Here is a 23,432-nt window from a genome sequence, read left to right as displayed (position 1 = left end):
TCCCCGCTCAGCCGTAACGGCCGGTGATGTAGTCTTCGGTCTGCTTGTTCTTGGGGTTGGTGAACAGGGTGTCGGTGTCACCATACTCCACCATCTTGCCCAGGTACATGAACGCCGTGTAATCGGAGACGCGCGCGGCCTGCTGCATGTTGTGGGTGACGATGAGGATGGTGAAACGTTCCTTGAGCTCATGGATCAGCTCTTCCACCTTGAGGGTGGAGATCGGGTCCAGTGCCGAGCAGGGCTCGTCGAGCAGCAGCACTTCCGGCTTCACCGCGATGGCGCGGGCAATCACCAGACGCTGCTGCTGACCGCCGGAGAGACCGAGCGCGGACTCGTGCAGACGATCCTTGACCTCGTTCCACAGCGCCGCGCCCTTGAGCGAGTTCTCGACCGCCTCGTCAAGCACGCGCTTGCTGTTCTCGCCCTGCAGGCGCAGGCCGTAGGCCACGTTCTCGTAGATGCTCTTGGGGAAGGGATTGGGCTTCTGGAACACCATGCCGACACGACGACGCAGATCGGTGACATCCACCGAACGGTCGAAGATGTTCTGGTTGTCGAGACGGATCTCGCCCTGGATGCTGCAGCCATCCACCAGGTCGTTCATGCGGTTGAAGGTGCGCAGCAGGGTCGACTTGCCGCAGCCGGACGGGCCGATGAAGGCGGTCACGCGCTGCTTGGGAATGTGCATGTTGATGTCGAACAGCGCCTGCTTGTCGCCATAGAACAGGTTCAGGTTGCGCGTTTCCAGGCACAGGTCCTCATTGACGAGGTCCCGGTTGCGGCTGGCACGGCCCATGGCTCCGCCTTCGTTGCCCGTCATCGCGTAACCACCGCTGCGGGTGGTGTTCTCGGTGCTGTCGTTCATTGCTTGCTTGTCCATTTCGAAGCTCATGGGTCGTCTCAGGATACGTGCTTGGATCGCGGATTGGCCATGGCCATCAGCTTTCCAGTGCCTTGTACTTTTCGCGCAACCGGTTGCGCAGGCCGACGGCAGACAGGTTCAGCGCCGCCACCACGGTCACCAGCAGGAACGCCGTGGCATACACCAGCGGACGTGCCGCCTCGACGTTGGGGCTCTGGAAGCCGACGTCGTAGATATGGAAGCCGAGGTGCATGAACTTGCGCTCCAGGTGCAGGAACGGCGCGTTCATGTCCAGCGGCAGGGTCGGCGCAAGCTTGACCACGCCGACCAGCATCAGCGGTGCCACTTCGCCGGCAGCACGCGCGATGGCCAGGATGACACCCGTCATGATCGACGGCGTGGCCATGGGCAGGATCACCCGCCACAGGGTCTCGGCCTTGGTGGCGCCAAGCGCCAGCGAGCCTTCCTTGAGCGCACGCGGAATCCGCGACAGGCCCTCTTCCGTGGCCACGATGACCACCGGCAGCGTGAGCAGGGCCAGAGTGATCGAGGCCCAGAGCAGGCCGGGCGTGCCGAACACCGGCGCCGGCGCGGACTCGGGGTAGAACAGCTGGTCGATGCTGCCACCGAGGAAGTAGACGAAGAAGCCGAGACCGAACACGCCGTAGACGATGGACGGCACGCCGGCGAGGTTGTTCACCGCGATGCGCACGACCTGGGTGGCGACGCCCTGGCTGGCATACTCGCGCAGGTAGATGGCCGCGATCACGCCCAGCGGCGTCACCATGATGGTCATCATCAGCACCATCATCACGGTACCGAAGATGGCCGGGAACACGCCGCCCTCGGTGTTGGCTTCGCGCGGGTCACCGGACAGGAACATCCACAGGTTGTGGAAATAGGCCACCAGCTTCTCGGCCACGTTCATGGCGTTGGGCTGGGTGGCCGCGACGATCTTGTTCAGCGGCAGGCTCAGCTCCTGGCCCTGGGCAGAGACGAACAGCGCGCTGTCACGTGCCGAGGCCTGCTTGAGCTGCTCGAGACGGCCGGAAATCGCGGCATAGCGGGCATCCAGCTCGCCACGGCGGGCATCGAGACCAGCCTGCGCCGCCGGCGTCAGGGCATTTTCCAGCTCGAGCTTCTTGGCTTCCAGACGCAGCTTCTCGATCTCGAAGTTGATGCGACCGATCTCGCCCTTCTCGAGGTCTGCGATCTCCTCGAGGAAGCCGTTGCTGCGCTCGATGCGGTCCTGCAGGGCATCCCAGGCCTTGTCGCCGTCAGCCACCAGGTTGCCGTTCTCGCTGACCGACTTCAGGCGACCGTAGAAGTTGCCCCACTCGTAGCGCTCCAGCACCACGATGTCCTCGGGGTGGCGGATGTCGCTGAGGCCGTCAGCGAAGACCCAGCGGAAATCGGCACCACCGAGGTCGCGGTTGCCCTGCTTGATCGAGACGCGCTCGACGGTGTCCTTGCCGGCAGGAATCTGCAGACCGGCCTCGACCAGGCGCTTGGCGGTGTCGAACTTGCTGTCGTAATGCTCGCCCAGCACGATCTCGCGGGTGTCGCTGCCCGGCGCGACATAGCTCGCCTGCATGACATCCGCCGGCCAGAAGTGGCCGAGACCGCGCACGGCGATCATGCCGAGGATGCCCACCACCATGATCAGGGAGATGGCCACGGTGCCGGCATTGAGCCAGACCCAGGCCTCGCCGCTCTTGAAGTAATCACGTGTCTTCATGGTGTCGGTTCCTTACAGCGAGCCATATTTCTTGCGCAGACGGGTACGGACGACCTCGGCCACGGTGTTGAGCACGAAGGTCAGCACGAACAGCACCAGCGCCGACAGGAAGAGGATGCGGAAGTGCGTCGATCCGACCTCGGCCTCGCCCATTTCCACCGCCACGTTGGCCGACAGGGTGCGCATGCCCTCGAAGATGTTCCACTCCATGACCGCGGTGTTGCCGGTGGCCATGAGCACGATCATGGTTTCGCCGACGGCGCGGCCGAAACCGATCATCACCGCCGAGAAGATGCCCGGCGACGCGGTCGGCAGCACCACGCGGGTCAGCGTCTGCCACTGCGTGGCGCCCAGCGCCAGCGAACCGTTGGTGAGGTGGCGCGGCACCGCGAACAGGGCGTCCTCGGCGATCGAGAAGATCGGCGCGATGACCGCAAAGCCCATGGCCAGGCCGACGATCAGCGAGTTGCGCTGGTCGAACTTGAGACCGGTTTCGGTTTCCAGCCACAGGCGCACGTCACCGCCGAACACCGCGTTCTCGATCGGCTGCGAGAAGGTGAACGACAGCCAGCCCACCACCAGGATGGGCACGATCAGGATCAACGGTGCCCAGCCATCGGCGAAGGCGCGCTTTTCCAGCGGCAGGCGCGACCACAGCGCACCGACCACGAGCACGGCCAGCGGCGTCAGGATGAGCAGGCTGAAGATGCCGGGCAGATTGCCTTCAATGGTCGGCGCCAGCCAGAGACCGGCGAGGAAGCCGAGGATGACCGTGGGCAGCGCCTGCATCAGCTCGATGGCCGGCTTGACCTTGCGGCGCAGGGCCGGCGACATGAACACGGCGGTGTACATGGCACCGCAGATGGCCAGCGGTGCCGCAAGCAGCATGGCGTAGAAGGCCGCCTTCAGGGTACCGAAGGTGAGCGGCATCAGTGACAGCTTGGACTCGAAGTCGGTGGTGCCCGACGACGACTGCCAAGTGTAGGTCGGCGCCTCGTAGGACTCGTACCAGACCTTGCTCCAGGACGACGACATGGAGATGTCCGGATGCTCGATCTCCAGGTGCCAGAAGCCGTAGGCGTCCTCGGACTGGACCAGAACGCCGGTCGAGCGGGCGCTCATCGAGAGCGCGCGGATCGGCGTGGTGGCGACCTGCTGCTGCGTGATCAGACGCTCGGAGGTGGTGTAGTAGTAGCTCACCACACCCTTGGCGTCGCCGGCGAGGAAGCCCTTGCGACGCTGTTCGGCAGCAATCGCGGTGATGGGCGCATCACCGAGGTCGACCTGGCGGATCTTGCGCAGGTTGAAGCGATCCATCTCCGAGGACGCATCACGCACCAGGAACCACTGCGCGACGGTACCGGTGTCATCACCCACCAGCAGCGAGATGTTGCCTTGCAGCGCGGTCAGCGCGGTGACGCGGGTCTTGCCGTCGGTGAGTGCGATCTCTTCCGTCAGCACCGGCTCGTCACGCAGGCTGAACACGCTCAGGCGGTTGCCATCGTGCAGCGCATAGCCCCAGTGGCCTTCCTGGCCGAGCACCAGACGCGTAGGCGCCGTGCCGGCATAGGGCAGCTCCTCGGTCAGCGTGACCTCGTAGGACTTCTCGCCCTCCTCGTCACCGCCGAACGACAGGCTCAGACCCTCTTCACCCGTGCTCACCACCTCGAAGGTCTGGCGCACCAGCTTGCCGTCCGCCCAGGCCAGCACCTTGAAGCTCTCTTCATCACCGCGCAGATAGAACACGGTCAGCGGCTTGCCCGAGGCATCGACGGTGACCGGCTTGTCGCCGTAGGGGAAGGCCAGGCTGGTGCTGACGCTGCGTTCGTTGTCAGCGCCATAGCTGACCTCGTAGTTCGGCTTGGCGATCAGCAGCTGGCCGTTGCTGAGACCGATGCCGACCAGGCCGGACAGCACCGGGCCTTCGTTGACGGCAGCCACGCTGACACCTTCCGGCAGCGCCAGGCTGGTCGTGCTGCGCACGGCACCGGTACGGGCATCAATGATCTCGACCTGGCCATCGGCGAGCACGCGCAGACCGGAGTCATTGTACTCGTCGGCATTCAGGTACAGGGCCGGCGCCGAGGTCTTCACCGCCTTCTCGGCATGCACGTCGGCACCCTTGAACAGCGGCCAGACCTCGAACAGCAGGTAGAAGAAGATCAGCGCGATGGCCACGATGACGGACACGCCGCCCAGCCCAATGGTGAAATTGGCCAGTCTGTCCTTCAGCTGGCGCTTGCGCTGCCGTCTGATCACTGCTGCCGATGTCATCTTGTCCATCATCACAACCTTGAAATTTGACTAGGGGAATGTGCACTTCTCAAGGCACTCCGGCAAGGCTGGACCTTCCGCAGCACCCTGGTTGCTGACGTGACAAGAGGGGCCACGAGGCCCCTCTTGTCATGCTCTGCCATTTTCGCTGGTCTTACAGACCCAGCATCTTGCGAACCTTGGCAGCTTCCTTGGCCGGCAGCGGGATGTAGCCATCCTTCGCGACAACCTGCTGACCCTGCTTCGACAGCACCAGCTTGAGGAACTCGGCCTCCAGCGGCGGCAGCGGCTTGTTCGGCGCCTTGTTCACGTAAACGTAGAGGTGACGAGCCAGCGGGTACTTGCCGGACAGGGCATTCTTCTCGTTGGCGTCATAGATCTCGCCGTCCTTGGACTCCAGAGCCACCGAGCGCACGCCCGAGGTCTTGTAGCCGAGGCCGGAGTAGCCGATGCCGTTGATCGAGCTGGACACCGACTGCACCACCGAGGCGGAGCCCGGCTGCTCGTTCACGTTGTTCTTGAAGTCACCCTTGCAGAGTGCCTTTTCCTTGAAGTAACCGTAGGTGCCCGACACCGAGTTGCGGCCGTAGAGCTGCAGGTCACGGCTGGCCCAGGCGCCGGTCAGGCCGACATCGCCCCACTTGTTGGCAGCCTTCGGGAAACCGCACTTGCGGGTCGACGAGAAGATGGCGTCAACCTGCTGCATGGTCAGGTACTTGACCGGGTTGTCCTTGTGCACGAACACGGCCAGGGCGTCGATGCCAACCGGCACGGCCGTCGGCTTGTAACCCTTCTTCTTTTCGAAGGCCTGGATTTCGGCATCCTTCATCAGACGCGACATCGGGCCGAAGTTGGCGGTGCTCTCGGTCATGGCGGGAGGAGCAGTCGACGAACCGGCACCCTGGATCTGGATGTTGATGTTCGGGTACTGCTTCTTGAAGTCCTCGGCCCACAGGGTCATGAGGTTGTTCAGCGAGTCCGAACCGATGCTGGTCAGGTTGCCCGAGACACCGGTGGTCTTGGTGTAGTTGGGCAGGTTGGGATCAACAGCGGCCTGGGCGGTCAGGGCAAGACCCAGGCCCAGCGCGGCGACAAGTGCCTTCACGTTCATCATGTCACTCTCCATCGAGGGTGTTAGTTGATTACGGGGCGCATGTTGCCGACAGAATGTGACTGAACGATGACAAAGGTGAATTTTCCGGCGGGCATTGTCATGAAAGCACAACCTGACCGGCTGCTGTCCAGCCCGTACATCGCTTTTGCCACGGGCTTGCCGTGACACCGTCACGGACTGCCGGTAGTCTTGATCAAAATAAAGTCGGATCCGCTCAATGACCCTCACGGAAGAAGAAGAATCCCTGCCCCGCCCGCGCGGCATCCTCAGCCTGCAGACCATTGCCATGCCACGTGACGCCAACCCGCATGGCGACATCTTCGGCGGCTGGCTGGTGTCGCAGATGGATCTGGCTGCCAGCGTCGCGGCGCGCAAGCGCGCCCGTGGCCGCGCCACCACCGTGGCGATTGATGCCATGGTGTTTCTGCGCGCGGTCAGCGTCGGCGACCTGGTAGCCTTTTACACCGACATCCAGTCCATCGGACGCTCGTCGATGAAGATCCTGGTCGAAGTCTGGAGCGTCAGTGACCAGCTCGAAACCCGCACCAAGCTCACCGAAGGCCTGTTCACCTTCGTCGCCATCGACGAATCCGGCCGCACCCGGGCGCTGCCGCCGCTGAACTGAGCGCACGGCCGAGCTAGGCTCAGACCCGCGTCAGCCGCGCGTACTGCGCCACCAGCCACTTGCTGCCCAGGTCAGCGAAGTTGACCTGGACGCGGGCATTGGGCCCGCTGCCCTCGAAGGCCAGAATCACGCCTTCGCCAAAGCGCGGATGGCTGACGCGCTGGCCCAGCGTCCACACCCCGTCGCCACTGGCATCGCCCAGCGAGGTCTGCTTCAGGCCCGCCGGCAAGGCACGCGCCGTGGTCGCCGCAGCGGCCTGACCACGCCCCTGGCCCCAGCCCGAGGTCTGCCGCACCGGCGCCAGCAGCACCTCGGGAATCTCGCGCAGAAAGCGTGACGGCACGTGGTAACTCTCGCTGCCGTAGAGGCGCCGCACCTCGGCGTAGCTGATCACCAGCTGGCGCATGGCCCGCGTGATGCCGACGTAGCAGAGGCGGCGCTCCTCCTCGAGGTTGTTGTCCTGCAGCGCCATCTCGTGCGGGAACAGGCCCTCCTCGAAACCGGCCAGGAACACCACCGGGAACTCCAGGCCCTTGGCGGCATGCAGCGTCATCAGCTGCACCGCATCCTCGAACTCGCCGGCCTGCTGCTCGCCCGCCTCCAGCGCGGCATGATCCAGAAAGGCCGCCAGCGCCGATGGCGCCTCCTCGTCGTCGACCTCGAACTCACGCGCGGCGCCGATCAGTTCGCGCAGGTTCTCGACCCGGGCCTGGCCCTTCTCGCCCTTCTCCTTCTGATGATGCTCGACCAGCCCGCTCTGCGTGATCACGGCCTCGACCTGCTCGCCCAGCGGGGCCTCGCGGGTGTCGGCATCAAGCCGGTCGATCAGCTGCAGGAAGGCCGCCAGCTTGCCGCTGGCCAGCGCCGGCAGCAGCTTGCCGCGGATCACCGCGTCTGACGCCGCCCACAGGCTGATGCGTTCCTCGCGCGCGACCTGGCGCACCATCTCCAGGCTCTTGTCACCGATGCCGCGGGTGGGCGTGTTGACCACGCGCTCGAAGGCGGTGTCGTCATCACGCAGCTGCATCAGGCGCAGGTAGCCGACCGCGTTCCTGATTTCGGCGCGCTCGAAGAAACGCAGGCCGCCATAGATGCGATACGGAATCTGTGCCCGCAGCAGGGCCTCTTCCAGCACCCGCGACTGCGCGTTGGAGCGATACAGGATGGCCATCTCGCGGCGCGCGGTGCCGCGCCGGAAGTGCTCGTCCAGGCTGCGCGCGATGAACTGGGCCTCGTCGAGGTCATTGAAGGCGCCGTAGACGGTGATCGGCTCGCCCTCGCCGCGATCGGTCCACAGGTTCTTGCCGAGGCGGTCGCCGTTGTTGGCAATCACCGCATTGGCGGCCTGCAGGATCACCGAGGTCGAACGGTAGTTCTGCTCCAGACGGATCAGCTCGGCCTCCGGGTAGTCACGCTGGAAGGTGCGAATGTTCTCGATGCAGGCGCCACGCCAGCCATAGATGCTCTGGTCGTCATCACCGACGGCAGTGAGCATGCCGTGCTCGCCGGCGAGCAGGCGCAGCCAGGCGTACTGGATCTTGTTGGTGTCCTGGAACTCGTCGACCAGGATGAGCCGGAAGCGCGCCTGGTAATGCCGCAGGATGTCCGGGTGATTGAGCCAGAGCTCGTGGCTGCGCAGCAGGATCTCGGCGAAATCGATCAGGCCGCCACGCTGGCAGACCTCCTCGTAGGCACTGTAGATGCGCAGCTGGGTGGCGGTGAACAGGTCGCCGTTGTGCTGGATGTGCTGCGGTCGCCGCCCCTCTTCCTTGTGGCCGTTGATGAAGCTGGCCGCCTGCCGCGCCGGCCACTTCTCCTCGTCGAGCTGCAGGTCCCTGAGCACGCGCTTGATGACGCGCTGCTGATCGTCGGCATCGAGGATCTGGAAGGTCTGCGGCAGACCGGCCTCCTTGTGGTGGGCGCGCAGGAAGCGGTGCGCCAGACCATGGAAGGTGCCGATCCAGAGCGGATTGGTGGCAATGCCGAGCTGCTGCTCCAGACGAGCCCGCATCTCGTGCGCGGCCTTGTTGGTGAAGGTCACCGCCAGCACCGCGAACGGCGACATGCCGAACTCGCGGCAGAAGTGGCTGATGCGCGTGGTCAGCACGCGGGTCTTGCCGGAGCCGGCCCCGGCCAGCACCAGCAGATGCTGGCTGTCGCAGGTCACGGCATCACGTTGCGCCGGATTGAGCCCGGCGAGCAGATCGGAAGTAGTCATTCGTCTATTGTAGTGCAGCGACCACATGCGTTTTCGCACAGCGTCGCAGAATGCTATCGTATGCCCCAAACAAGGCTGCTCGATCATGCGTCGGCAGACCATCCCAGGGGAAGGCTTCATGACGGACCGTGGCACGGCCGACATCGCGCAGACAGTTGCAGGCAACGGCACTGTACAGGGCAGGAATGCCCTGCCCCTGCAATATGCCGCCCTGCAGCAGGTGTTCAGCCAGCTGCCCCGCTTCCTGGTGACGACCACGGTGTCCATCGTGGCCACCGTGCTGCTGCTGCAGGACTGGCCCTATGCCAGCCAGAACCAGATCCTGATCTGGGGTGCCAGCTTCTTCGTGTTCATGATGCTGCGCACGGCCCTGGTGCTCTGGGTCAGGCGCCAGCCCCTGGAAACCGTGCTGCGCCTGCGCTGGATCCTCACTGTCACCGCCTTCATCACGGGCGCCTTCTGGGCCTACGCGATCATCGCGTTCAACCCGCGGCTGTTCCCCACCAACGAGCTGATGATCGACATCGCCCACCGCCAGGTGCTGCTGTCCGGTCTGCTCGCGGCCCAGGGCATCAGTGCGCTGGCAGCCTATGCCGGCCACCTGCGCGCCTTTGTCGCCTTCACCACGGCGCTGTTCCTTCCCGGCTTCGTCTACCTGCTGCTGCATCCGAGCTCGACCGCCCTGACCGTGGTCGGCATCGGCGTATTCTGGTGGTTCTTCCTGATGCTGAGCGCGCGCTTCCTGAACCGCATGGTGAACAACTCCCTGCGCCTGCGCCTGGACAACGAAAGCCTGATTCACCACCTGCGCGACACCCAGTCGCGCACGCTGATGATGAACCAGCAGCTGGCCACCGAGGTCAACACCCGCACCCTCGCCGAGACCCAGCTGCAGAAGCTCAACGGCGAGCTGGAGGAGCGCGTGCGTCAGCGCACCATCGCCCTCGAAGAAAGCCAGGAAGGCCTCACCCTGGCCATCGAGGCCGCCGACATCGCGCTCTGGGACTGGCAGATCCGCGAGCGCCGCATGACCCACACCAATCTGGAGCCGCTGCTCGGCTGCGCCGGCCAGATCCAGGGTGACCTGCCGCGCCAAGCTCGCCACCATGTGCACCCGGACGACCTGCGCACGGTCAAGCGCGCCCTCATCCGTCACCTGCGCGGCCTGACCCCGCAGTACGAGGCCAGCTACCGCCTGCGCCACCATCTCGGGCACTGGGTCTGGGTGCTGGACAAGGGCCGCGTGGTGACCTGGGACGCCGCCGGCAAGCCGCTGCGCGTGCTCGGCATCCGTCGTGACATCAGCCGCGAGAAGGAGGCCGAGGAGACCCGCAAGAAGGTCGATTACCTGGCCAACTACGACCGTCTCACCGGCCTGGCCAACCGCCGCCAGTTCCGCAACCGTCTGCACACGGCCATCATGCAGGCGCGTACCGACGACACCCGGCTCGGCCTCATCCACCTCAACCTCGACCGCTTCCGCCAGATCAACGAGAGCCTGGGCTTCGAGACCGGTGACGCCATCCTGCGCGAGACCGGCAGGCGCCTGACCGAAATCGGCGGTCGCCTCGACACCCTCGCCCGCCTCGGCGGCGACGAGTTCGCGCTGATCTATTCCGACCTGCGCGACAACAGCGATCTTGAACGCCTCAGCGAAGAGATCATCGGCGTTCTGCACATGCCCTTCCGCGTCGAGAGCCACGAGCTCATGCTCGGCGCCTCGGTGGGCATCAGCGTGTTCCCCGAGCACGGCCGCGAGCTGGCCATCCTGGTCAATCACGCCGACCTCGCCATGCAGCAGGCCAAGCGCCTGGGCGGCAACCAGTGGCGCTTCTACACCCCCGAGATGCGCAGCGCCACGCTGGAACAGCTCAACCTCGAGAACAGCCTGCGCAAGGCGATCTTCCGCGACGAATTCGTGGTGCACTACCAGCCCAAGGTGTCGCTGGCGACGCAGCGCATCGTCGGCATGGAGGCGCTGGTGCGCTGGCAGCACCCGACCCTGGGCCTGCTGCATCCGGGCAAGTTCATTCCGCTGGCCGAAGAGACCGGTCTCATCGCCGTGATCACCGAGCGCGTGCTGCAGCAGGCCTGCCGGCAGACCCGGCAATGGCGCGACGAAGGCCTGGGCGAGCTGTCGGTGGCGGTGAACATTCCGCCGCAGCAGCTGCGCCGCGGCGACCTGCTCAGCGTGCTGCACCAGGCCCTGGACGACAGCGGCCTGCCCGCGCACCAGCTCGAACTGGAGCTCACCGAAAGCTCGCTGATGGATGACCCGACACTGGCCAACGAGCTGCTGCTGCAGGCCCGCGCCCTCGGCGTGACCATCGCCCTCGACGACTTCGGCACCGGCTACTCGTCACTCAGCCACCTGCGCTCCTTCCCGCTCGACACCCTGAAGATCGACCAGACCTTCGTGCGCGACCTCGGCGACAAGGACGAGGATGCCGCCATCATCCGCGCCATCATCACCATGGCGCACAACCTGGGCATGACCGTGGTCGCCGAGGGCATCGAGTCGGGCAACCACCTGGCCCACCTGATCCGCGAACGCTGCGACTACGTCCAGGGCTACTACCTGAGCCGTCCGCTGGCTGCCGATGCCATGGCCCAGCTGCTGCGGACCCAGAGCGACACCCTGCCCAAGCTCATCGCCGACGCCGCCACCGCCTGGTGACGGCGCTCAGCGCCCTTCCCTGCCGCTACGACAGTCCGCCAGAGCGCTCGTCACCGATGGCTGCTCCGCCAGGGCCGCCAGCGCGTCCTCGCTCATGTCCGGGAACAGGCTCAGCACCTGCATGAAGCTCTGCTCCGGCGCGGCGCTCAGCGTCAGCAGCAGACCCGTGTGCGGGTGACGCAGCTGCAGCCGGGTTGACGCCAGCATCAGGCGCCCGCCGCCGAAGCGCCCGGCGAAATAGTGGTTGTGCCGGGTGCGGCCGTAGTTGGTGTCACCAATGATGGGATGACTGATGTGCTGCATGTGCCGGCGCAGCTGGTGCTGACGCCCGCTTTCCGGCTGCAGTTCGAGCAGGCTGTAACGGCTGGCCGGATAGCGCTCGATGGCGACAGGAATCTCGCAGACGGCAAGTCGCCGGTAACGCGTGCGCGCCTCGCGCAGGGCCTGCACGCGATCATCACGACGGTCTATGGCCTTGTCGCGCAGCGGCTGATCGATGACGCCGCTGTCCGGCGTCCAGCCCCGCACCACGGCGAGATAGGTCTTGCCCACCTCGCCGGCCATGAAGGCCTCGCCGACCCGGCTGGCCGTGTCCGGGTCACGCGCGAACAGCAGCAGACCGGAGGTCGGCCGGTCCAGCCGATGCACCGGATACACATGCTCGCCGCCATTGAGCGCACGCGCATGCTGCAGCGCGAACTCGGTCTCGTGACGGTCTATGGGGCTGCGGTGCACAAGCAGGCCGGCGGGCTTGTGCACCGCCAGCAGGTGGTCATCACGGCGGATGAGCCGGAGCGGGTTGGTCGGCCAGACCGCCTCATCAGCCATGGACGGGCAGGCCCTCGGGCCACTCCGCCAGCGCATAGACCTGCGCCTGTACCCATTCGCCATCGTCACGACGCACCGATACCGTCACGCGCACATAGCCCTCGCCCTCGAAGGCATCGAGCCGGTGCCAGTGCGCCGCCAGGTCCGCGGAGGTGAAGAGCAGGCCGCGCACCTCGCCCGCCGCGTCATCGAGGATCAGCCCCGGATAGCCGGCCGCCGCACCCCAGCCATCCGGCCGCACGACACCGCGCACGCAGGCAGGCTGCCAGTCGCCGCGCAGGCCGGCGAGCTGGTCGGCATTGGCCTGACCGGGGGCCAGGGTGCCGTAAACGAAAAGGTGATCGGGTGCAGGCATGTCGCACACGCTCATGCTGACCACTGCGGATTCCAGACAACCTCCCAGAGATGGCCGTCCGGGTCCTGGAAATAGCCGGCGTAGCCACCCCAGAAGGTATCGTGTGCCGCCTTCACGATGGCAGCGCCTGCTGCCCTGGCGCGGGCCATGACGGCATCGACCTCCGCAGTGGTCGCGACATTGTGGCCCAGGGTCATGTTGGCGGGATTGGGCGCCGCCAGCGCCAGTCCGGTGTCGTGCGCGATGCTCCTGCGCGGCCACAGCGCCAGGCGCAAGCCCGCCTGCAGCGGAATGAACACCACCGCACCCTGCTCGAACTCCGTGCCGACAATGCCGTCGGTGGGAAAACCCAGACCATCACGGTAGAAGCGCAGGGAGGCGTCGAGGTCGTCGACGCCAAGGGTGATGACAGTGATGGCGGGCCTCATGGGGCAGTTCCCACCACGAATCACGTGGCCTGCTTCACCCGATGCAGCGCGCACAGCTTGTTGCCGTCCGGATCACGCACATAGGCAAGATAAAGCGCACCCATGCTGCCCTGACGCAGACCCGGCGGCTGCTCTATCGAGGTGCCGCCATGGGCAACAGCCGTGTCGTGAAAGGCATGCACCTGCTCGGGAGAGTCGCACTTGAAGCCGATGGTTGCGCCGTTTGCCACGGTGGCTGGCTCACCATTGATGGGCTCCGTGAGACACAGCGTGTTTCCATCGTGCCGATAGAAAAGCCGCGTGTGCCCGCTCGGGGCGACATTGCGAACGGGCTCGCCGGCGCCCAGCACGGACAGGACCGTATCGTAAAAACGCTTCGAGCGCTCGATGTCATTGGATCCGAGCATGATGTGGTTGAACATGTGTTCCCTCCTGCTGCGAATTGCAAACGAGTGATTAGGACTTTCTGAGAATTGCTGTTGAAGAGCGCACGTTAAGGCCATTCATTACGCGCCTGCGTCTTCGCACGTCGCGTGCACGCATCTGTTTGGCTCTGTCTATTTTGATTCATAGTAGCCCCGAAGGACTGCGCCAATGTGCTCCATCACTCTCTCACCTGCCTGATATACATCAGCAAGAGCTGCATCGGCTTCTCGTTGGCTCTTGGCCATAACCACTCGAGCCATATTCTCAGCGATTGCCTTGAGATCAGAGCGAAGATCATCATTCGCTACGCGCTGGATGAGTATGATCAGCCTGCGGCCTGCGACCCGTACGCCTTCATTGACGTCTTCACTAAGGATTGACGTCTGCGAGTTTCCGGACGTTTTGAAGGATGCGGCATCCTCAAGATGAGCACGCGTCATCATTCTCAGAGAGTCATGTAGTGCCTCCTGCAATTTGATGAGCGTTTCTCGCTGGAAAGCTCTGTGTCGTTCCTTCTGCTCCTCCGACGCTACCTGACGTTGGAGCCCGAAGGCATGACGCCCCCCGATCCAAGACGTAGCGATGCTGGCCAATGCACCAACAATGGTACCGAGCAAGCCCCAGATCGCAGCATCCACTCTGATCTCCTATTCCCAACGTTTGAGCTCAGGCCGCGGCCCGACAGGGCCGTCGCGCCTGCAGCGAATGGTTGGGCGCCCACACACCCATATGCTCAAGGCAATGGAGCACTAACCAGACTTCTTGCAGTTGAAATGTCTAGTTCGTACTTCAATTTCTCTGGATAGTGCCTTGCTGCGTCCAGGGCCAGCTGGATGTCACCATAGAAAATAACCGACAACTCACCAGCATCATAGCCAATGACCATCAGATCATCTGCAAGACCAGCAGTTGAAGATGATATGGCTACAAATCCCGTCTTTTGAGCTGTAGCCTTAACGCTGATCTTCCTACCGCTCTTTGCGATCACGTCAAAACCATGTTGGTTTGCCGTAGAGGCCAAGCTGCCTTCAACGGCAAGCGCACAGTAAAACTCACCAAGACGACCAATTAGATGCCTAACCTCTGTCGCTTTTACTCCGAATTCCTCGACCTCCAAGCGAACCAACTCCAAGTAGCGCTCATACAGGGTTCGCACTTTGGTCGCGGCCATTTGTTCAAGTAGGCCAGACGACCTTGAATTACCCTTCGACTTGCCTTCCAGCCTAGACGGGGAAACCCCTAACCGCTCGCGCCACCTAGCTGCATATGCCTGGCCCCCTAGTTTTGAGACCTCTTGAATGAATCTATTCGCGAAATCCTGATGCACCTCAAGCGGCACTAGCTTGTACCAACTCGGGTAATTACCAAGCAGGGCCATGGCCTTTGCCAGAGATCCAACCTTCTTCGACTCTGACGTAGGTTCCTCGTCAGGCAGATCGCCTTGCAGTTGGTCATGTAGCGCCACAGAGTTTCTTGCCAAGTGATACTTGCGCAGACCATCACTCCCTCGCGTTCCGTAGAGAGTTATAGACCCGCCTTCTGCACCAAGCTCTAAGATGATTTCACGCATACTTTTTTGAGCGGCTAACTTAAATTCGACCGCAGAAGTGCGGTGTAATGAATGTGCTTTGCGGCATAACGCGGATAACTGATCAAAATATCCAGACCTCTCAATGCCCTGGAAAACCCGACCCCGCACCCCTTCCCTGAAGCACCGCAAACACTTAGCCGCCAGCATCACCAGCTCAGAAAACCCAACCTAGCACGGACACTTCCCCGGCGTCTTCGCCCCCAGCCTGGCCTCCATGCGCGAACGCACGAACTGCTCGCGGGTCATCGGCGTCAGCTCGGGATGCTTGAGCTGCATGTGCGCCACGTAGGCATCGTAATCGGGTACGCCGACCAGCATGGCGCCGAACTGGCGGCTGCGCTGCCAGAGCTGCGTCAGCCGGCCGCCGGAGCTCATGCGCCGGCTCCGCTGGCATACACCGGCGCCGTCTCGCTGCTTTGCACGCGGCCGCTGCGCAGGGCCCGGGCCATGGCGCGCAGGCTGCAGAACAGCATGGTCAGCACCACCGCCATGAACAGCGCGCACAGCGTGGCGTTGATGTGGTCGTTGAAGATCACCTGATGCATCTGCGCCAGGCTCTTGGCCGGTGCCAGCACCTCGCCGGCAGCGGCGGCCGCGCTGAACTGTTCGGCATGGGCCAGGAAGCCGATGCGCGGGTTGTCATGGAACAGCTTCTGCCAGCTCGCGGTCAGGGTGATGACCAGGATCCAGCTCGCGGGCAGCAGCGCCACCCAGGCGTGACGGGCCTTCTGCTGGCGCACCAGCAGCGCGCCGGCGAGCAGCAGGGCCATGGCGGCAAGCATCTGGTTGGCGATGCCGAACAGCGGCCACAGCGTGTTGATGCCACCGAGCGGATCGATCACGCCCTGGTACAGGAACCAGCCCCAGCCGCCCACGCAGAGGCTGGTGGCGACCAGGTTGGGCCACCACAGGCGGGTGTCGCGGAACGGCGCGTGCAGGTTGCCGAGCAAGTCCTGGATCATGAAGCGGCCGACCCGGGTGCCGGCGTCGATGGTGGTGAGAATGAACAGCGCCTCGAACAGGATGGCGAAGTGGTACCAGAACGCCATCATGCCGCTGCCGCCGATCACCGACGACAGGATGTAGGCCATGCCCACCGCCAGCGTCGGTGCGCCGCCGGCACGTGACAGGATGCTTTCCTCGCCGATGTCCTTGGCGGTCTGCGCCAGCAGCTCGGGCGTCACCGAGAAGCCCCACTGGCTGATCACCGCCGCCGCCTCTTCCACCGTCTTGCCGATCAGCGCCGGCGGCGAGTTCAGGGCGAAGTAGATGCCGGGCTCGATGACGCAGGCGGCGATCAGCGCCATGATGGCCACGAACGACTCCATGAGCATGGCGCCGTAGCCGATGGGACGCACGTCGCGCTCGTTGTCGAGCAGCTTGGGCGTGGTGCCCGACGACACCAGGGCATGGAAGCCGGACACCGCGCCGCAGGCGATGGTGATGAACAGGAAGGGGAACAGCTCGCCCGCGAACACCGGCCCGCTGCCGTCGATGAACTGGCTCAGCGCCGGCATCTTCAGTTCCGGCAGGACGAACAGGATGCCCAGCGCCAGTGCCACGATGGTGCCGATCTTGAGGAAGGTCGACAGGTAGTCGCGCGGCGCCAGCAGCAGCCACACCGGCAGCACCGAGGCCAGCGCGCCATAAGCGATCAGGCCCAGCGCCAGCTCTTCGCCGCTGCGCGTGAACACGACCTTCCAGGTCTCGTGCTCGGCGACCCAGCCGCCGGCGACGATGGACAGGAACAGCAGCACCAGGCCGATCAGCGACATCTCGCCGATGCGGCCGGGACGCAGGTAGCGCAGGTACAGCCCCATGAACACCGCGATGGGAATGGTCGCCACCACGGTGAAGGTGCCCCAGGGCGAGTGCGCCAGCGCCTTCACCACCACCAGGCCAAGCACGGCGAGCAGGATGATCATGATGGCGAGAATGCCGATGCCGGCGACGGTGCCGGCCAGCGGGCCCAGCTCGCTGCGGATCATGTCGCCCAGCGAGCGGCCGTCACGCCGCGACGAGGCGGCCAGGATCAGCATGTCCTGCACCGCACCGGCCAGCACCACGCCGGCCAGCAGCCACAGCGTGCCGGGCAGATAGCCCATCTGCGCGGCCAGTACCGGGCCGATCAGCGGACCGGCGCCGGCGATGGCAGCGAAGTGGTGGCCGAACAGCACCACGCGATGCGTGGGCACGTAGTCGAGGCCGTCACCGTGACGATGCGCCGGCGTCAGCCGGCGCGCATCCAGCCCCAGCACCGGGCCGGCCAGGTAGCGGCTGTAGTAGCGGTAGGCGATGACGTAGACCGCGGTCGACGCCACCACCAGCCAGGCTGCGTTCAGGGTTTCGCCGCGGTGCAGTGCCAGCACGGCCAGCGAGGCCACGGCAGCCAGCACCACCAGCGCCATCAGGATCTTGTCTTTCACCGCCTGCTCTCCTGCTGCGCCACGCGCCAGCGACTTATTCCACGGTCACCGACTTGGCGAGGTTGCGCGGCTGGTCGACGTCGGTGCCCTTGATCACGGCCACGTGGTACGACAGCAGCTGCAGCGGGATGGTGTAGACGATGGGCGCGACCTCGTCGGCCACACCCGGCATCGGGAACACGGTCAGGCCCGGCTCCGGACGCACGTCGGCGTTGCGGTCGGCGAACACGTAGAGCTCGCCGGCCCGCGCGCGCACTTCCTGCAGGTTGGACTTGAGCTTGTCGATGAGATCGTTCTTGGGCGCCACCGCGACCACCGGCATGTCGTTGTCGACCAGCGCCAGCGGGCCGTGCTTGAGCTCGCCGGCCGGGTAGGCCTCGGCATGGATGTAGGAGATTTCCTTGAGCTTGAGCGCCCCCTCCATGGCCACCGGGTATTGCGCGCCACGGCCGAGGAACAGGGTGTGGTGCTTCTCGCCGAAGCGCTCGGCGATGCGCTCGATCTGCGGGTCCAGTGCCAGCACCGTTTCCAGCAGGTTGGGCAGCTGGTTGAGCTGGGCCACGATCTCGCGTTCACGGTCGGCACTGACGTTGCCATGCTGGCGTCCGGCAGCCAGCACCAGCAGCAGCAGGGCCACCAGCTGGGTGGTGAAGGCCTTGGTCGACGCCACGCCGATCTCGGGGCCGGCATGGGTGATGAAGGCCATGTCGGACTCGCGCACCAGGGTCGAGGTCGGCACGTTGCAGATGCACAGCGAACCGATGGCGCGCGCCTTGACCTCGCGCAGCGCGGCCAGGGTGTCGGCGGTCTCGCCGGACTGGGAAATCGTCACCAGCAAGGTATCGGGCGGCAGCACCGTCGTGCGGTAGCGGAACTCGCTGGCGACCTCGACATGGCAGGAGATGCCGGCAATCGCCTCGAACCAGTACTTGGCGACAAAGCCGGCGTGGTAGCTGGTGCCGCAGGCGAGAATCTGGATGTGCCTGGCCTTGGCCAGCAGCTCGGCGGCCTGCGGACCGAAGGCGTCGAGCGCGACACGGCCCTGACTGACGCGGCCGTTGAGGGTACGCTGGATGGCCGCCGGCTGCTCGTAGATCTCCTTCAGCATGTAGTGCTTGTAGCCGCCCTTGGTGCTGGCATGCAGGGTGGCATCCAGCTCCACCGCCGGACGCTTCACGACATCACCGTTGCGGTCCCAGACCGACACCTTCTGGCGCGTCAGCACCACGAAGTCGCCTTCCTCCAGGTAGATGAAGCGGTTGGTCACCGGCAGCAGCGCGAGCTGGTCGGAGCTGAGGAAGTTCTCGCCAATGCCGAGTCCGACCACCAGCGGCGAACCCTGACGCACCGCGATCAGGCGCTCCGGCTCGCAGGCGCGGATGATGCCGAGGGCGAAGGCGCCATGCAGCTGGGCCACGGCACGCTTGACGGCGTCGATGAAATCACCGCCCTTGCGCAGCTCGGACTGGATCAGGTGCGGCACCACTTCGGTGTCGGTCTGCGAGGTGAACACGAAGCCCTCGCCCTGCAGGCGCTCGCGCAGCGCCTCGTAGTTCTCGATGATGCCGTTGTGCACGACGGCGATGTCGCCGGACTGATGCGGGTGGGCATTGTCCTGGGTCGGTGCGCCATGCGTGGCCCAGCGCGTGTGGGCGATGCCGACATAACCGTCGATGCCGGCGGCATGGCTGGCGTCGGCCAGGGCCTGAACCTTGCCGGGCTGGCGCTCGCGCACGATGCCGCCCTGATCGATCACGGCCAGGCCGGCCGAGTCATAGCCGCGGTATTCGAGGCGGCGCAGGCCCTCGATCAGCACTTCCGTGATGTGACGCTCGCCAATGGCCCCGACAATTCCGCACATGCCCCACTCTCCTCGATTGCTGTCGCGACCGGCCAGAGGTGGCCTGTCACGGTATTGCTGATGACGCCGGGCTCAGGCCTTGGGCGTCTTGCGCGGGCGTTGCCAGCCCTCGATCACCTTCTGCACGGCACGCGCCACCGCGAGCACGCCGGCCGGCACGTCCTTGCTGATGGTCGAGCCGGCACCGGTGGTGGCGCCGGCACCGATGCTGACCGGTGCCACCAGCGAGTTGTTGGTACCAATGAAGGCGTCGTCGCCGATCACGGTCTTGTGCTTGTTGGCACCGTCGTAGTTGCAGGTGATGGTGCCGGCGCCGATGTTGACGCGGGCGCCGATCTCGCTGTCGCCGAGATAGGCCAGGTGGTTGGCCTTGGCGCCGACCCCCATGACCGTGGCCTTGGTTTCGACGAAGTTGCCGATGTGGACCTCATCCGCCAGCTTCGAGCCGGGACGCAGGCGCGCGAAGGGGCCAATCTGCGCATTGCCGCCGACCACCGCGGAGTCGACCAGCGAATAGGGCTTGATCTCGGTGCCCGCGCCGATCTCGCAATCCTTGAGGATGCAGCCGGCGCCGACACGCACGTTGTCGCCCAGCACCACGCGTCCCTCGAGAATGACGCCGGCATCCAGCTGCACGTCCATGCCATGGCTGATCTCGCCACGCACGTCGAGGCGGGCCGGGTCCAGCACGGTGACGCCGGCCCGCATCAGCTGCTCGGCCTGGTGGCGCTGCCATACCCGCTCCAGCGTGGCCAGCTGCAGCTTGTCGTTGACGCCTTCGACCTCCCAGACCGTGTCCGGGTGCACTGCCGTGACCGGCACGCCGTGACTGGTGGCCATGCCGATGAGGTCGGTAAGGTAGTACTCGCCCTGCGCGTTCTCGTTCTTCAGCGCCGGCAGCCAGGCATGCAGCAGGCGGTTGGGCACGCAGAGAATGCCGGTGTTGCACTCGGTGATGGTCTTTTCGGAATCACTGGCGTCCTTCTGCTCGACGATGCGCACCACGCGCCCGTGATCACGCACGATGCGACCGTATCCGCTCGGGTCGGGCAGATGCACGGTGAGCAGGCCCAGGCTGTTCTCGTCGGGCACCGCGTCAATCAGGCGCTGCAGGGTGGCCACCGAGATCAGAGGCACGTCGCCATAGAGAATCAGGGTGCGTCCGGCTGGCGCCAGCACCGGCAGCGCGACCTGCACGGCATGGCCGGTGCCTTTCTGCTCGGCCTGCAGCACCCAGTCCAGGGCCTGGCCGGCAAAGGCCTGCTGCACCACGTCACCGCCATGCCCGTAGACCACGATGGGACGTTCGGCACCGAGGCGACGAGCCGCCGCGATGACATGGGCCAGCAGCGGACGGCTGGCCAGGGGTTGCATGACCTTGGGCAGCGAGGAGCGCATGCGGGTGCCCTTGCCCGCAGCCAGAATGACGACCTGAAGACTCATGGAGATCCTGCCGGAAAAAACTTCCGGCAGTTTACACGATGCCTGACGGGCAACGAGACACCTTCCATCGCGTCAGGACGGGCAACGGAAGGCGGCTGTCGGCTCACTCGCCGCGGATGTACTGTTCGAGCTGATTGATCTGCGCCTGCTGCGCGGACATGATTTCCTTGACCAGGTCACCGATCGAGATCAGGCCGATCAGACGCCCCTGCTGGAGCACCGGCAGGTGGCGCAGTCGCTTCTCGGTCATCAGCTCCATGCAGGACTGGTGATGAAACTCGGGAGTTACCGTGATCACGTTCGACGTCATGATCTCGCTCACGGCGGTATTGTAGGAGGAGCGCTCCATCAGCACCACCTTGCGCGCGTAGTCGCGTTCGCTGACGATGCCGACGACCTTCTCGCCCTCGGTCACCACCAGGGCGCCCACGCCCTTGTCAGCCATCAGCGAGATGGCTTCCAGCACCGTGGCATCCGGCCCGATCACGTGTGTGACCTGGGCTCCCTTGTTCCGCAGAATATCTGCAACCGTTTTCATTCCGCCCCCGTCCCCTGCCGCGTCATGCGTTGTTGTCACAGGTTTCTTTTAGCATGACCTGACGGCGCTGACGAGGCGTGACAGGGCGTTGAACGACCAAATGAAGCGCATGAAAAAGGGCAGCCGAAGCTGCCCTTGTTTCACGACCGGAACGGCTCAGCCGCGACCGGCACGGTTCTTGTGAGCCTGCAGCGTACGCAGCTGGGCTGCGGTCTCGGCCAGCACAGCCAGGGCGGCGGACGTGTCCATCTCGCTCTTCTGGTTGGCCAGGGCCTCGGTGGCGGCCTTGCGGGCCTCCAGCGCAGCGGCTTCGTTCACATCGGCCGCACGCACAGCGGTATCGGCGAGCACGGTGACGATGGTGGGCTGCACTTCCAGCACACCGCCCGACACGTAGTACAGCAGCTCCTCGCCGTCTTCCAGCAGGATACGGATCGGGCCCGGTGCCAGCTGGGTCAGCAGCGGCGCGTGACCCGGCGTGATGCCGAGGTCGCCGAGCTGACCGTGCGCGATCACCATGCGAGCGCGACCGCCGTAGATCGACTCCTTGGCGCTGACGATGTCGCAATGGATCGTGTTCGTCATGTCCTACTCCTGGCTCGTCAAGGATCGCTTAGAGCTTCTTCGCCTTCTCGATGGCTTCGTCGATGCCGCCGACCATGTAGAAGGCCTGCTCCGGCAGACTGTCGTAGTCGCCAGCCAGAATGCCCTTGAAGCCACGGATGGTTTCCTTCAGGGACACGTACTTGCCCGGCGAGCCGGTGAACACTTCAGCAACGTGGAACGGCTGCGACAGGAAGCGCTGGATCTTGCGCGCACGGTAGACGACGAGCTTGTCTTCTTCCGACAGTTCGTCCATGCCGAGGATCGCGATGATGTCCTTGAGTTCCTTGTAGCGCTGCAGCACGGTCTGCACGCCACGGGCGACAGCGTAGTGCTCTTCGCCAACGACCAGCGGATCGAGCTGACGCGAGGTCGAGTCGAGCGGGTCGACGGCCGGGTAGATACCCAGCGAGGCGATGTCACGCGACAGAACGACGGTGGCGTCGAGGTGGGCGAAGGTGGTCGCCGGGGACGGGTCGGTCAAGTCGTCGGCAGGCACGTAGACGGCCTGGATCGAGGTGATCGAGCCATTCTTGGTCGAGGTGATGCGCTCTTGCAGCACGCCCATTTCCTCGGCCAGCGTCGGCTGGTAGCCCACGGCCGACGGCATGCGGCCGAGCAGTGCGGACACTTCGGTACCGGCCAGCGTGTAGCGGTAGATGTTGTCGACGAAGAGCAGCACGTCACGGCCCTTGCCGGTGGCCGGATCCTTTTCGTCACGGAAGTATTCAGCCATGGTCAGGCCTGTCAGCGCGACGCGCAGACGGTTTCCGGGAGGCTCGTTCATCTGGCCGTAAACCATCGCGACCTTGTCGAGAACGCCCGAATCCTTCATTTCGTGATAGAAGTCGTTGCCTTCACGGGTACGCTCACCCACGCCGGCGAACACGGACAGACCGCTGTGCGCCTTGGCGATGTTGTTGATGAGCTCCATCATGTTCACGGTCTTGCCGACGCCGGCGCCGCCGAACAGGCCGACCTTGCCGCCCTTGGCGAACGGGCACAGCAGGTCGATGACCTTGATGCCCACTTCCAGCAGCTCGGTGGCGCCGGACTGTTCGTCATAGGCCGGAGCCTTGCGGTGGATCGACATGGTGATGTCGGTTTCGACCGGGCCGGCTTCATCTTCCGGCTGGCCGAGCACGTTCATGATGCGACCCAGGGTGCCCTTGCCGACCGGGACCGAGATCGGGCCGCCGGAGTTGCCGACTTCGAGACCGCGACGGAGACCGTCGGTGGAACCCATGGCGATGGTGCGGACGATGCCGTCACCCAGCTGCTGCTGGACTTCCAGGGTGGTCGAGGTCGCTTCCACCTTCAGGGCGTCATAGACCTTGGGAACGCTGTCGCGCGGGAATTCGACGTCGATGACGGCGCCGATGATCTGGACGATACGACCGCTGCTCATGGGTTTATCCTCTC

Annotated in this window: 20 protein-coding genes; 2 read left to right on the top strand and 18 right to left on the bottom strand. The window is 64.8% G+C overall.

The window, feature by feature from the left end; all coding sequences use genetic code 11:
- Positions 1 to 7: 7 nt before the first annotated feature.
- The 4 genes from pstB to F595_RS0102255 form a co-directional block, all read right to left on the bottom strand.
- On the bottom strand, positions 8 to 868 hold the full coding sequence (gene pstB / locus F595_RS0102270; protein ID WP_407635943.1) for a phosphate ABC transporter ATP-binding protein PstB: 861 nt from the start codon (positions 866 to 868) through the stop codon (positions 8 to 10).
- Positions 869 to 941: 73 nt separating this feature from the next.
- Entirely contained in the window at positions 942 to 2,603 is a 1,662-nt protein-coding gene (pstA, locus tag F595_RS0102265; RefSeq protein ID WP_022955251.1) for a phosphate ABC transporter permease PstA, read from the bottom strand.
- Between the two features lie 12 nt (positions 2,604 to 2,615).
- On the bottom strand, positions 2,616 to 4,877 hold the full coding sequence (locus F595_RS0102260; RefSeq protein ID WP_228126939.1) for an ABC transporter permease subunit: 2,262 nt from the start codon (positions 4,875 to 4,877) through the stop codon (positions 2,616 to 2,618).
- 154 nt (positions 4,878 to 5,031) lie between these two features.
- The gene (locus tag F595_RS0102255; protein ID WP_026913136.1) at positions 5,032 to 5,988 is read right to left on the bottom strand and encodes a PstS family phosphate ABC transporter substrate-binding protein; all 957 of its coding nucleotides are present in this window, start codon (positions 5,986 to 5,988) and stop codon (positions 5,032 to 5,034) included.
- A 220-nt stretch (positions 5,989 to 6,208) separates the two neighbouring features.
- Between F595_RS0102255 and F595_RS0102250 the strand changes: the two genes are divergently transcribed.
- A complete protein-coding gene (locus F595_RS0102250; protein WP_022955248.1) occupies positions 6,209 to 6,616 on the top strand; it encodes an acyl-CoA thioesterase in 408 nt (135 codons plus the stop codon).
- A gap of 19 nt (positions 6,617 to 6,635) precedes the next feature.
- On the opposite strand, the gene uvrD is transcribed toward F595_RS0102250, so the two are convergent.
- On the bottom strand, positions 6,636 to 8,834 hold the full coding sequence (gene uvrD / locus F595_RS0102245; RefSeq protein WP_022955247.1) for a DNA helicase II: 2,199 nt from the start codon (positions 8,832 to 8,834) through the stop codon (positions 6,636 to 6,638).
- Positions 8,835 to 8,952: 118 nt separating this feature from the next.
- Between uvrD and F595_RS12330 the strand changes: the two genes are divergently transcribed.
- Positions 8,953 to 11,511, top strand: a complete 2,559-nt coding sequence (locus F595_RS12330; RefSeq protein ID WP_022955246.1) for a putative bifunctional diguanylate cyclase/phosphodiesterase — start codon at positions 8,953 to 8,955, stop codon at positions 11,509 to 11,511.
- A gap of 6 nt (positions 11,512 to 11,517) precedes the next feature.
- Here the strand turns inward: F595_RS12330 and F595_RS12325 are convergent, their stop codons facing one another.
- The 13 genes from F595_RS12325 to atpD all read right to left on the bottom strand — a co-directional run bounded on the left by F595_RS12325 (position 11,518) and on the right by atpD (position 23,418).
- Positions 11,518 to 12,339, bottom strand: coding sequence for a pseudouridine synthase (locus tag F595_RS12325; protein WP_022955245.1), 822 nt, complete (start codon positions 12,337 to 12,339; stop codon positions 11,518 to 11,520).
- A complete protein-coding gene (locus tag F595_RS0102230; protein WP_022955244.1) occupies positions 12,332 to 12,694 on the bottom strand; it encodes a gamma-glutamylcyclotransferase family protein in 363 nt (120 codons plus the stop codon). The genes F595_RS12325 and F595_RS0102230 overlap by 8 nt, the downstream gene beginning before the upstream one ends.
- An 11-nt stretch (positions 12,695 to 12,705) precedes the next feature.
- On the bottom strand, positions 12,706 to 13,122 hold the full coding sequence (locus F595_RS0102225; RefSeq protein WP_022955243.1) for a VOC family protein: 417 nt from the start codon (positions 13,120 to 13,122) through the stop codon (positions 12,706 to 12,708).
- A 20-nt stretch (positions 13,123 to 13,142) separates the two neighbouring features.
- Entirely contained in the window at positions 13,143 to 13,544 is a 402-nt protein-coding gene (locus F595_RS0102220; protein WP_022955242.1) for a VOC family protein, read from the bottom strand.
- 135 nt (positions 13,545 to 13,679) lie between these two features.
- On the bottom strand, positions 13,680 to 14,186 hold the full coding sequence (locus F595_RS14590; protein ID WP_156873769.1) for a hypothetical protein: 507 nt from the start codon (positions 14,184 to 14,186) through the stop codon (positions 13,680 to 13,682).
- Positions 14,187 to 14,281: 95 nt separating this feature from the next.
- The gene (locus F595_RS14585) at positions 14,282 to 15,118 is read right to left on the bottom strand and encodes a DUF6998 domain-containing protein (protein ID WP_156873768.1); all 837 of its coding nucleotides are present in this window, start codon (positions 15,116 to 15,118) and stop codon (positions 14,282 to 14,284) included.
- Positions 15,119 to 15,307: 189 nt separating this feature from the next.
- Positions 15,308 to 15,514 carry a YbdD/YjiX family protein gene (locus tag F595_RS0102210; RefSeq protein WP_022955239.1) on the bottom strand — a complete coding sequence of 69 codons (207 nt, stop codon included), beginning with the start codon at positions 15,512 to 15,514 and terminating at the stop codon, positions 15,308 to 15,310.
- A complete protein-coding gene (locus F595_RS12315) occupies positions 15,511 to 17,547 on the bottom strand; it encodes a carbon starvation CstA family protein (RefSeq protein ID WP_040568023.1) in 2,037 nt (678 codons plus the stop codon). Before F595_RS12315 ends, F595_RS0102210 begins: the two co-directional genes overlap by 4 nt.
- 52 nt (positions 17,548 to 17,599) lie before the next feature.
- The gene (gene glmS / locus F595_RS0102200; protein WP_022955237.1) at positions 17,600 to 19,426 is read right to left on the bottom strand and encodes a glutamine--fructose-6-phosphate transaminase (isomerizing); all 1,827 of its coding nucleotides are present in this window, start codon (positions 19,424 to 19,426) and stop codon (positions 17,600 to 17,602) included.
- 72 nt (positions 19,427 to 19,498) lie between these two features.
- Positions 19,499 to 20,869: a bifunctional UDP-N-acetylglucosamine diphosphorylase/glucosamine-1-phosphate N-acetyltransferase GlmU gene (gene glmU / locus F595_RS0102195; RefSeq protein ID WP_022955236.1), complete on the bottom strand. Its 1,371-nt coding sequence runs from the start codon at positions 20,867 to 20,869 to the stop codon at positions 19,499 to 19,501.
- Between the two features lie 103 nt (positions 20,870 to 20,972).
- A complete protein-coding gene (locus F595_RS0102190; protein ID WP_026913134.1) occupies positions 20,973 to 21,407 on the bottom strand; it encodes a CBS domain-containing protein in 435 nt (144 codons plus the stop codon).
- Between the two features lie 156 nt (positions 21,408 to 21,563).
- Positions 21,564 to 21,992 carry a F0F1 ATP synthase subunit epsilon gene (locus F595_RS0102185; protein ID WP_022955235.1) on the bottom strand — a complete coding sequence of 143 codons (429 nt, stop codon included), beginning with the start codon at positions 21,990 to 21,992 and terminating at the stop codon, positions 21,564 to 21,566.
- Between the two features lie 28 nt (positions 21,993 to 22,020).
- Positions 22,021 to 23,418, bottom strand: a complete 1,398-nt coding sequence (atpD, locus tag F595_RS0102180) for a F0F1 ATP synthase subunit beta (RefSeq protein WP_022955234.1) — start codon at positions 23,416 to 23,418, stop codon at positions 22,021 to 22,023.
- Positions 23,419 to 23,432 lie beyond the last annotated feature (14 nt).

This window comes from Perlucidibaca piscinae DSM 21586, assembly GCF_000420045.1.
In the GTDB taxonomy this organism is placed as follows: domain Bacteria; phylum Pseudomonadota; class Gammaproteobacteria; order Pseudomonadales; family Moraxellaceae; genus Perlucidibaca; species Perlucidibaca piscinae.
This window is presented reverse-complemented; position numbering and strand designations above follow the sequence as displayed.

Coding starts and splice junctions, on each gene's coding strand:
- pstB (WP_407635943.1), bottom strand. CDS start 868: ATGAACGACAGCACCGAGAACACCACCCGCAGCGGTGGTTACGCGATG.
- pstA (WP_022955251.1), bottom strand. CDS start 2,603: ATGAAGACACGTGATTACTTCAAGAGCGGCGAGGCCTGGGTCTGGCTC.
- F595_RS0102260 (WP_228126939.1), bottom strand. CDS start 4,877: ATGACATCGGCAGCAGTGATCAGACGGCAGCGCAAGCGCCAGCTGAAG.
- F595_RS0102255 (WP_026913136.1), bottom strand. CDS start 5,988: ATGAACGTGAAGGCACTTGTCGCCGCGCTGGGCCTGGGTCTTGCCCTG.
- F595_RS0102250 (WP_022955248.1), top strand. CDS start 6,209: ATGACCCTCACGGAAGAAGAAGAATCCCTGCCCCGCCCGCGCGGCATC.
- uvrD (WP_022955247.1), bottom strand. CDS start 8,834: ATGACTACTTCCGATCTGCTCGCCGGGCTCAATCCGGCGCAACGTGAT.
- F595_RS12330 (WP_022955246.1), top strand. CDS start 8,953: ATGACGGACCGTGGCACGGCCGACATCGCGCAGACAGTTGCAGGCAAC.
- F595_RS12325 (WP_022955245.1), bottom strand. CDS start 12,339: ATGGCTGATGAGGCGGTCTGGCCGACCAACCCGCTCCGGCTCATCCGC.
- F595_RS0102230 (WP_022955244.1), bottom strand. CDS start 12,694: ATGCCTGCACCCGATCACCTTTTCGTTTACGGCACCCTGGCCCCCGGT.
- F595_RS0102225 (WP_022955243.1), bottom strand. CDS start 13,122: ATGAGGCCCGCCATCACTGTCATCACCCTTGGCGTCGACGACCTCGAC.
- F595_RS0102220 (WP_022955242.1), bottom strand. CDS start 13,544: ATGTTCAACCACATCATGCTCGGATCCAATGACATCGAGCGCTCGAAG.
- F595_RS14585 (WP_156873768.1), bottom strand. CDS start 15,118: ATGCGTGAAATCATCTTAGAGCTTGGTGCAGAAGGCGGGTCTATAACT.
- F595_RS0102210 (WP_022955239.1), bottom strand. CDS start 15,514: ATGAGCTCCGGCGGCCGGCTGACGCAGCTCTGGCAGCGCAGCCGCCAG.
- F595_RS12315 (WP_040568023.1), bottom strand. CDS start 17,547: ATGGCGCTGGTGGTGCTGGCTGCCGTGGCCTCGCTGGCCGTGCTGGCA.
- glmS (WP_022955237.1), bottom strand. CDS start 19,426: ATGTGCGGAATTGTCGGGGCCATTGGCGAGCGTCACATCACGGAAGTG.
- glmU (WP_022955236.1), bottom strand. CDS start 20,869: ATGAGTCTTCAGGTCGTCATTCTGGCTGCGGGCAAGGGCACCCGCATG.
- F595_RS0102190 (WP_026913134.1), bottom strand. CDS start 21,407: ATGAAAACGGTTGCAGATATTCTGCGGAACAAGGGAGCCCAGGTCACA.
- F595_RS0102185 (WP_022955235.1), bottom strand. CDS start 21,992: ATGACGAACACGATCCATTGCGACATCGTCAGCGCCAAGGAGTCGATC.
- atpD (WP_022955234.1), bottom strand. CDS start 23,418: ATGAGCAGCGGTCGTATCGTCCAGATCATCGGCGCCGTCATCGACGTC.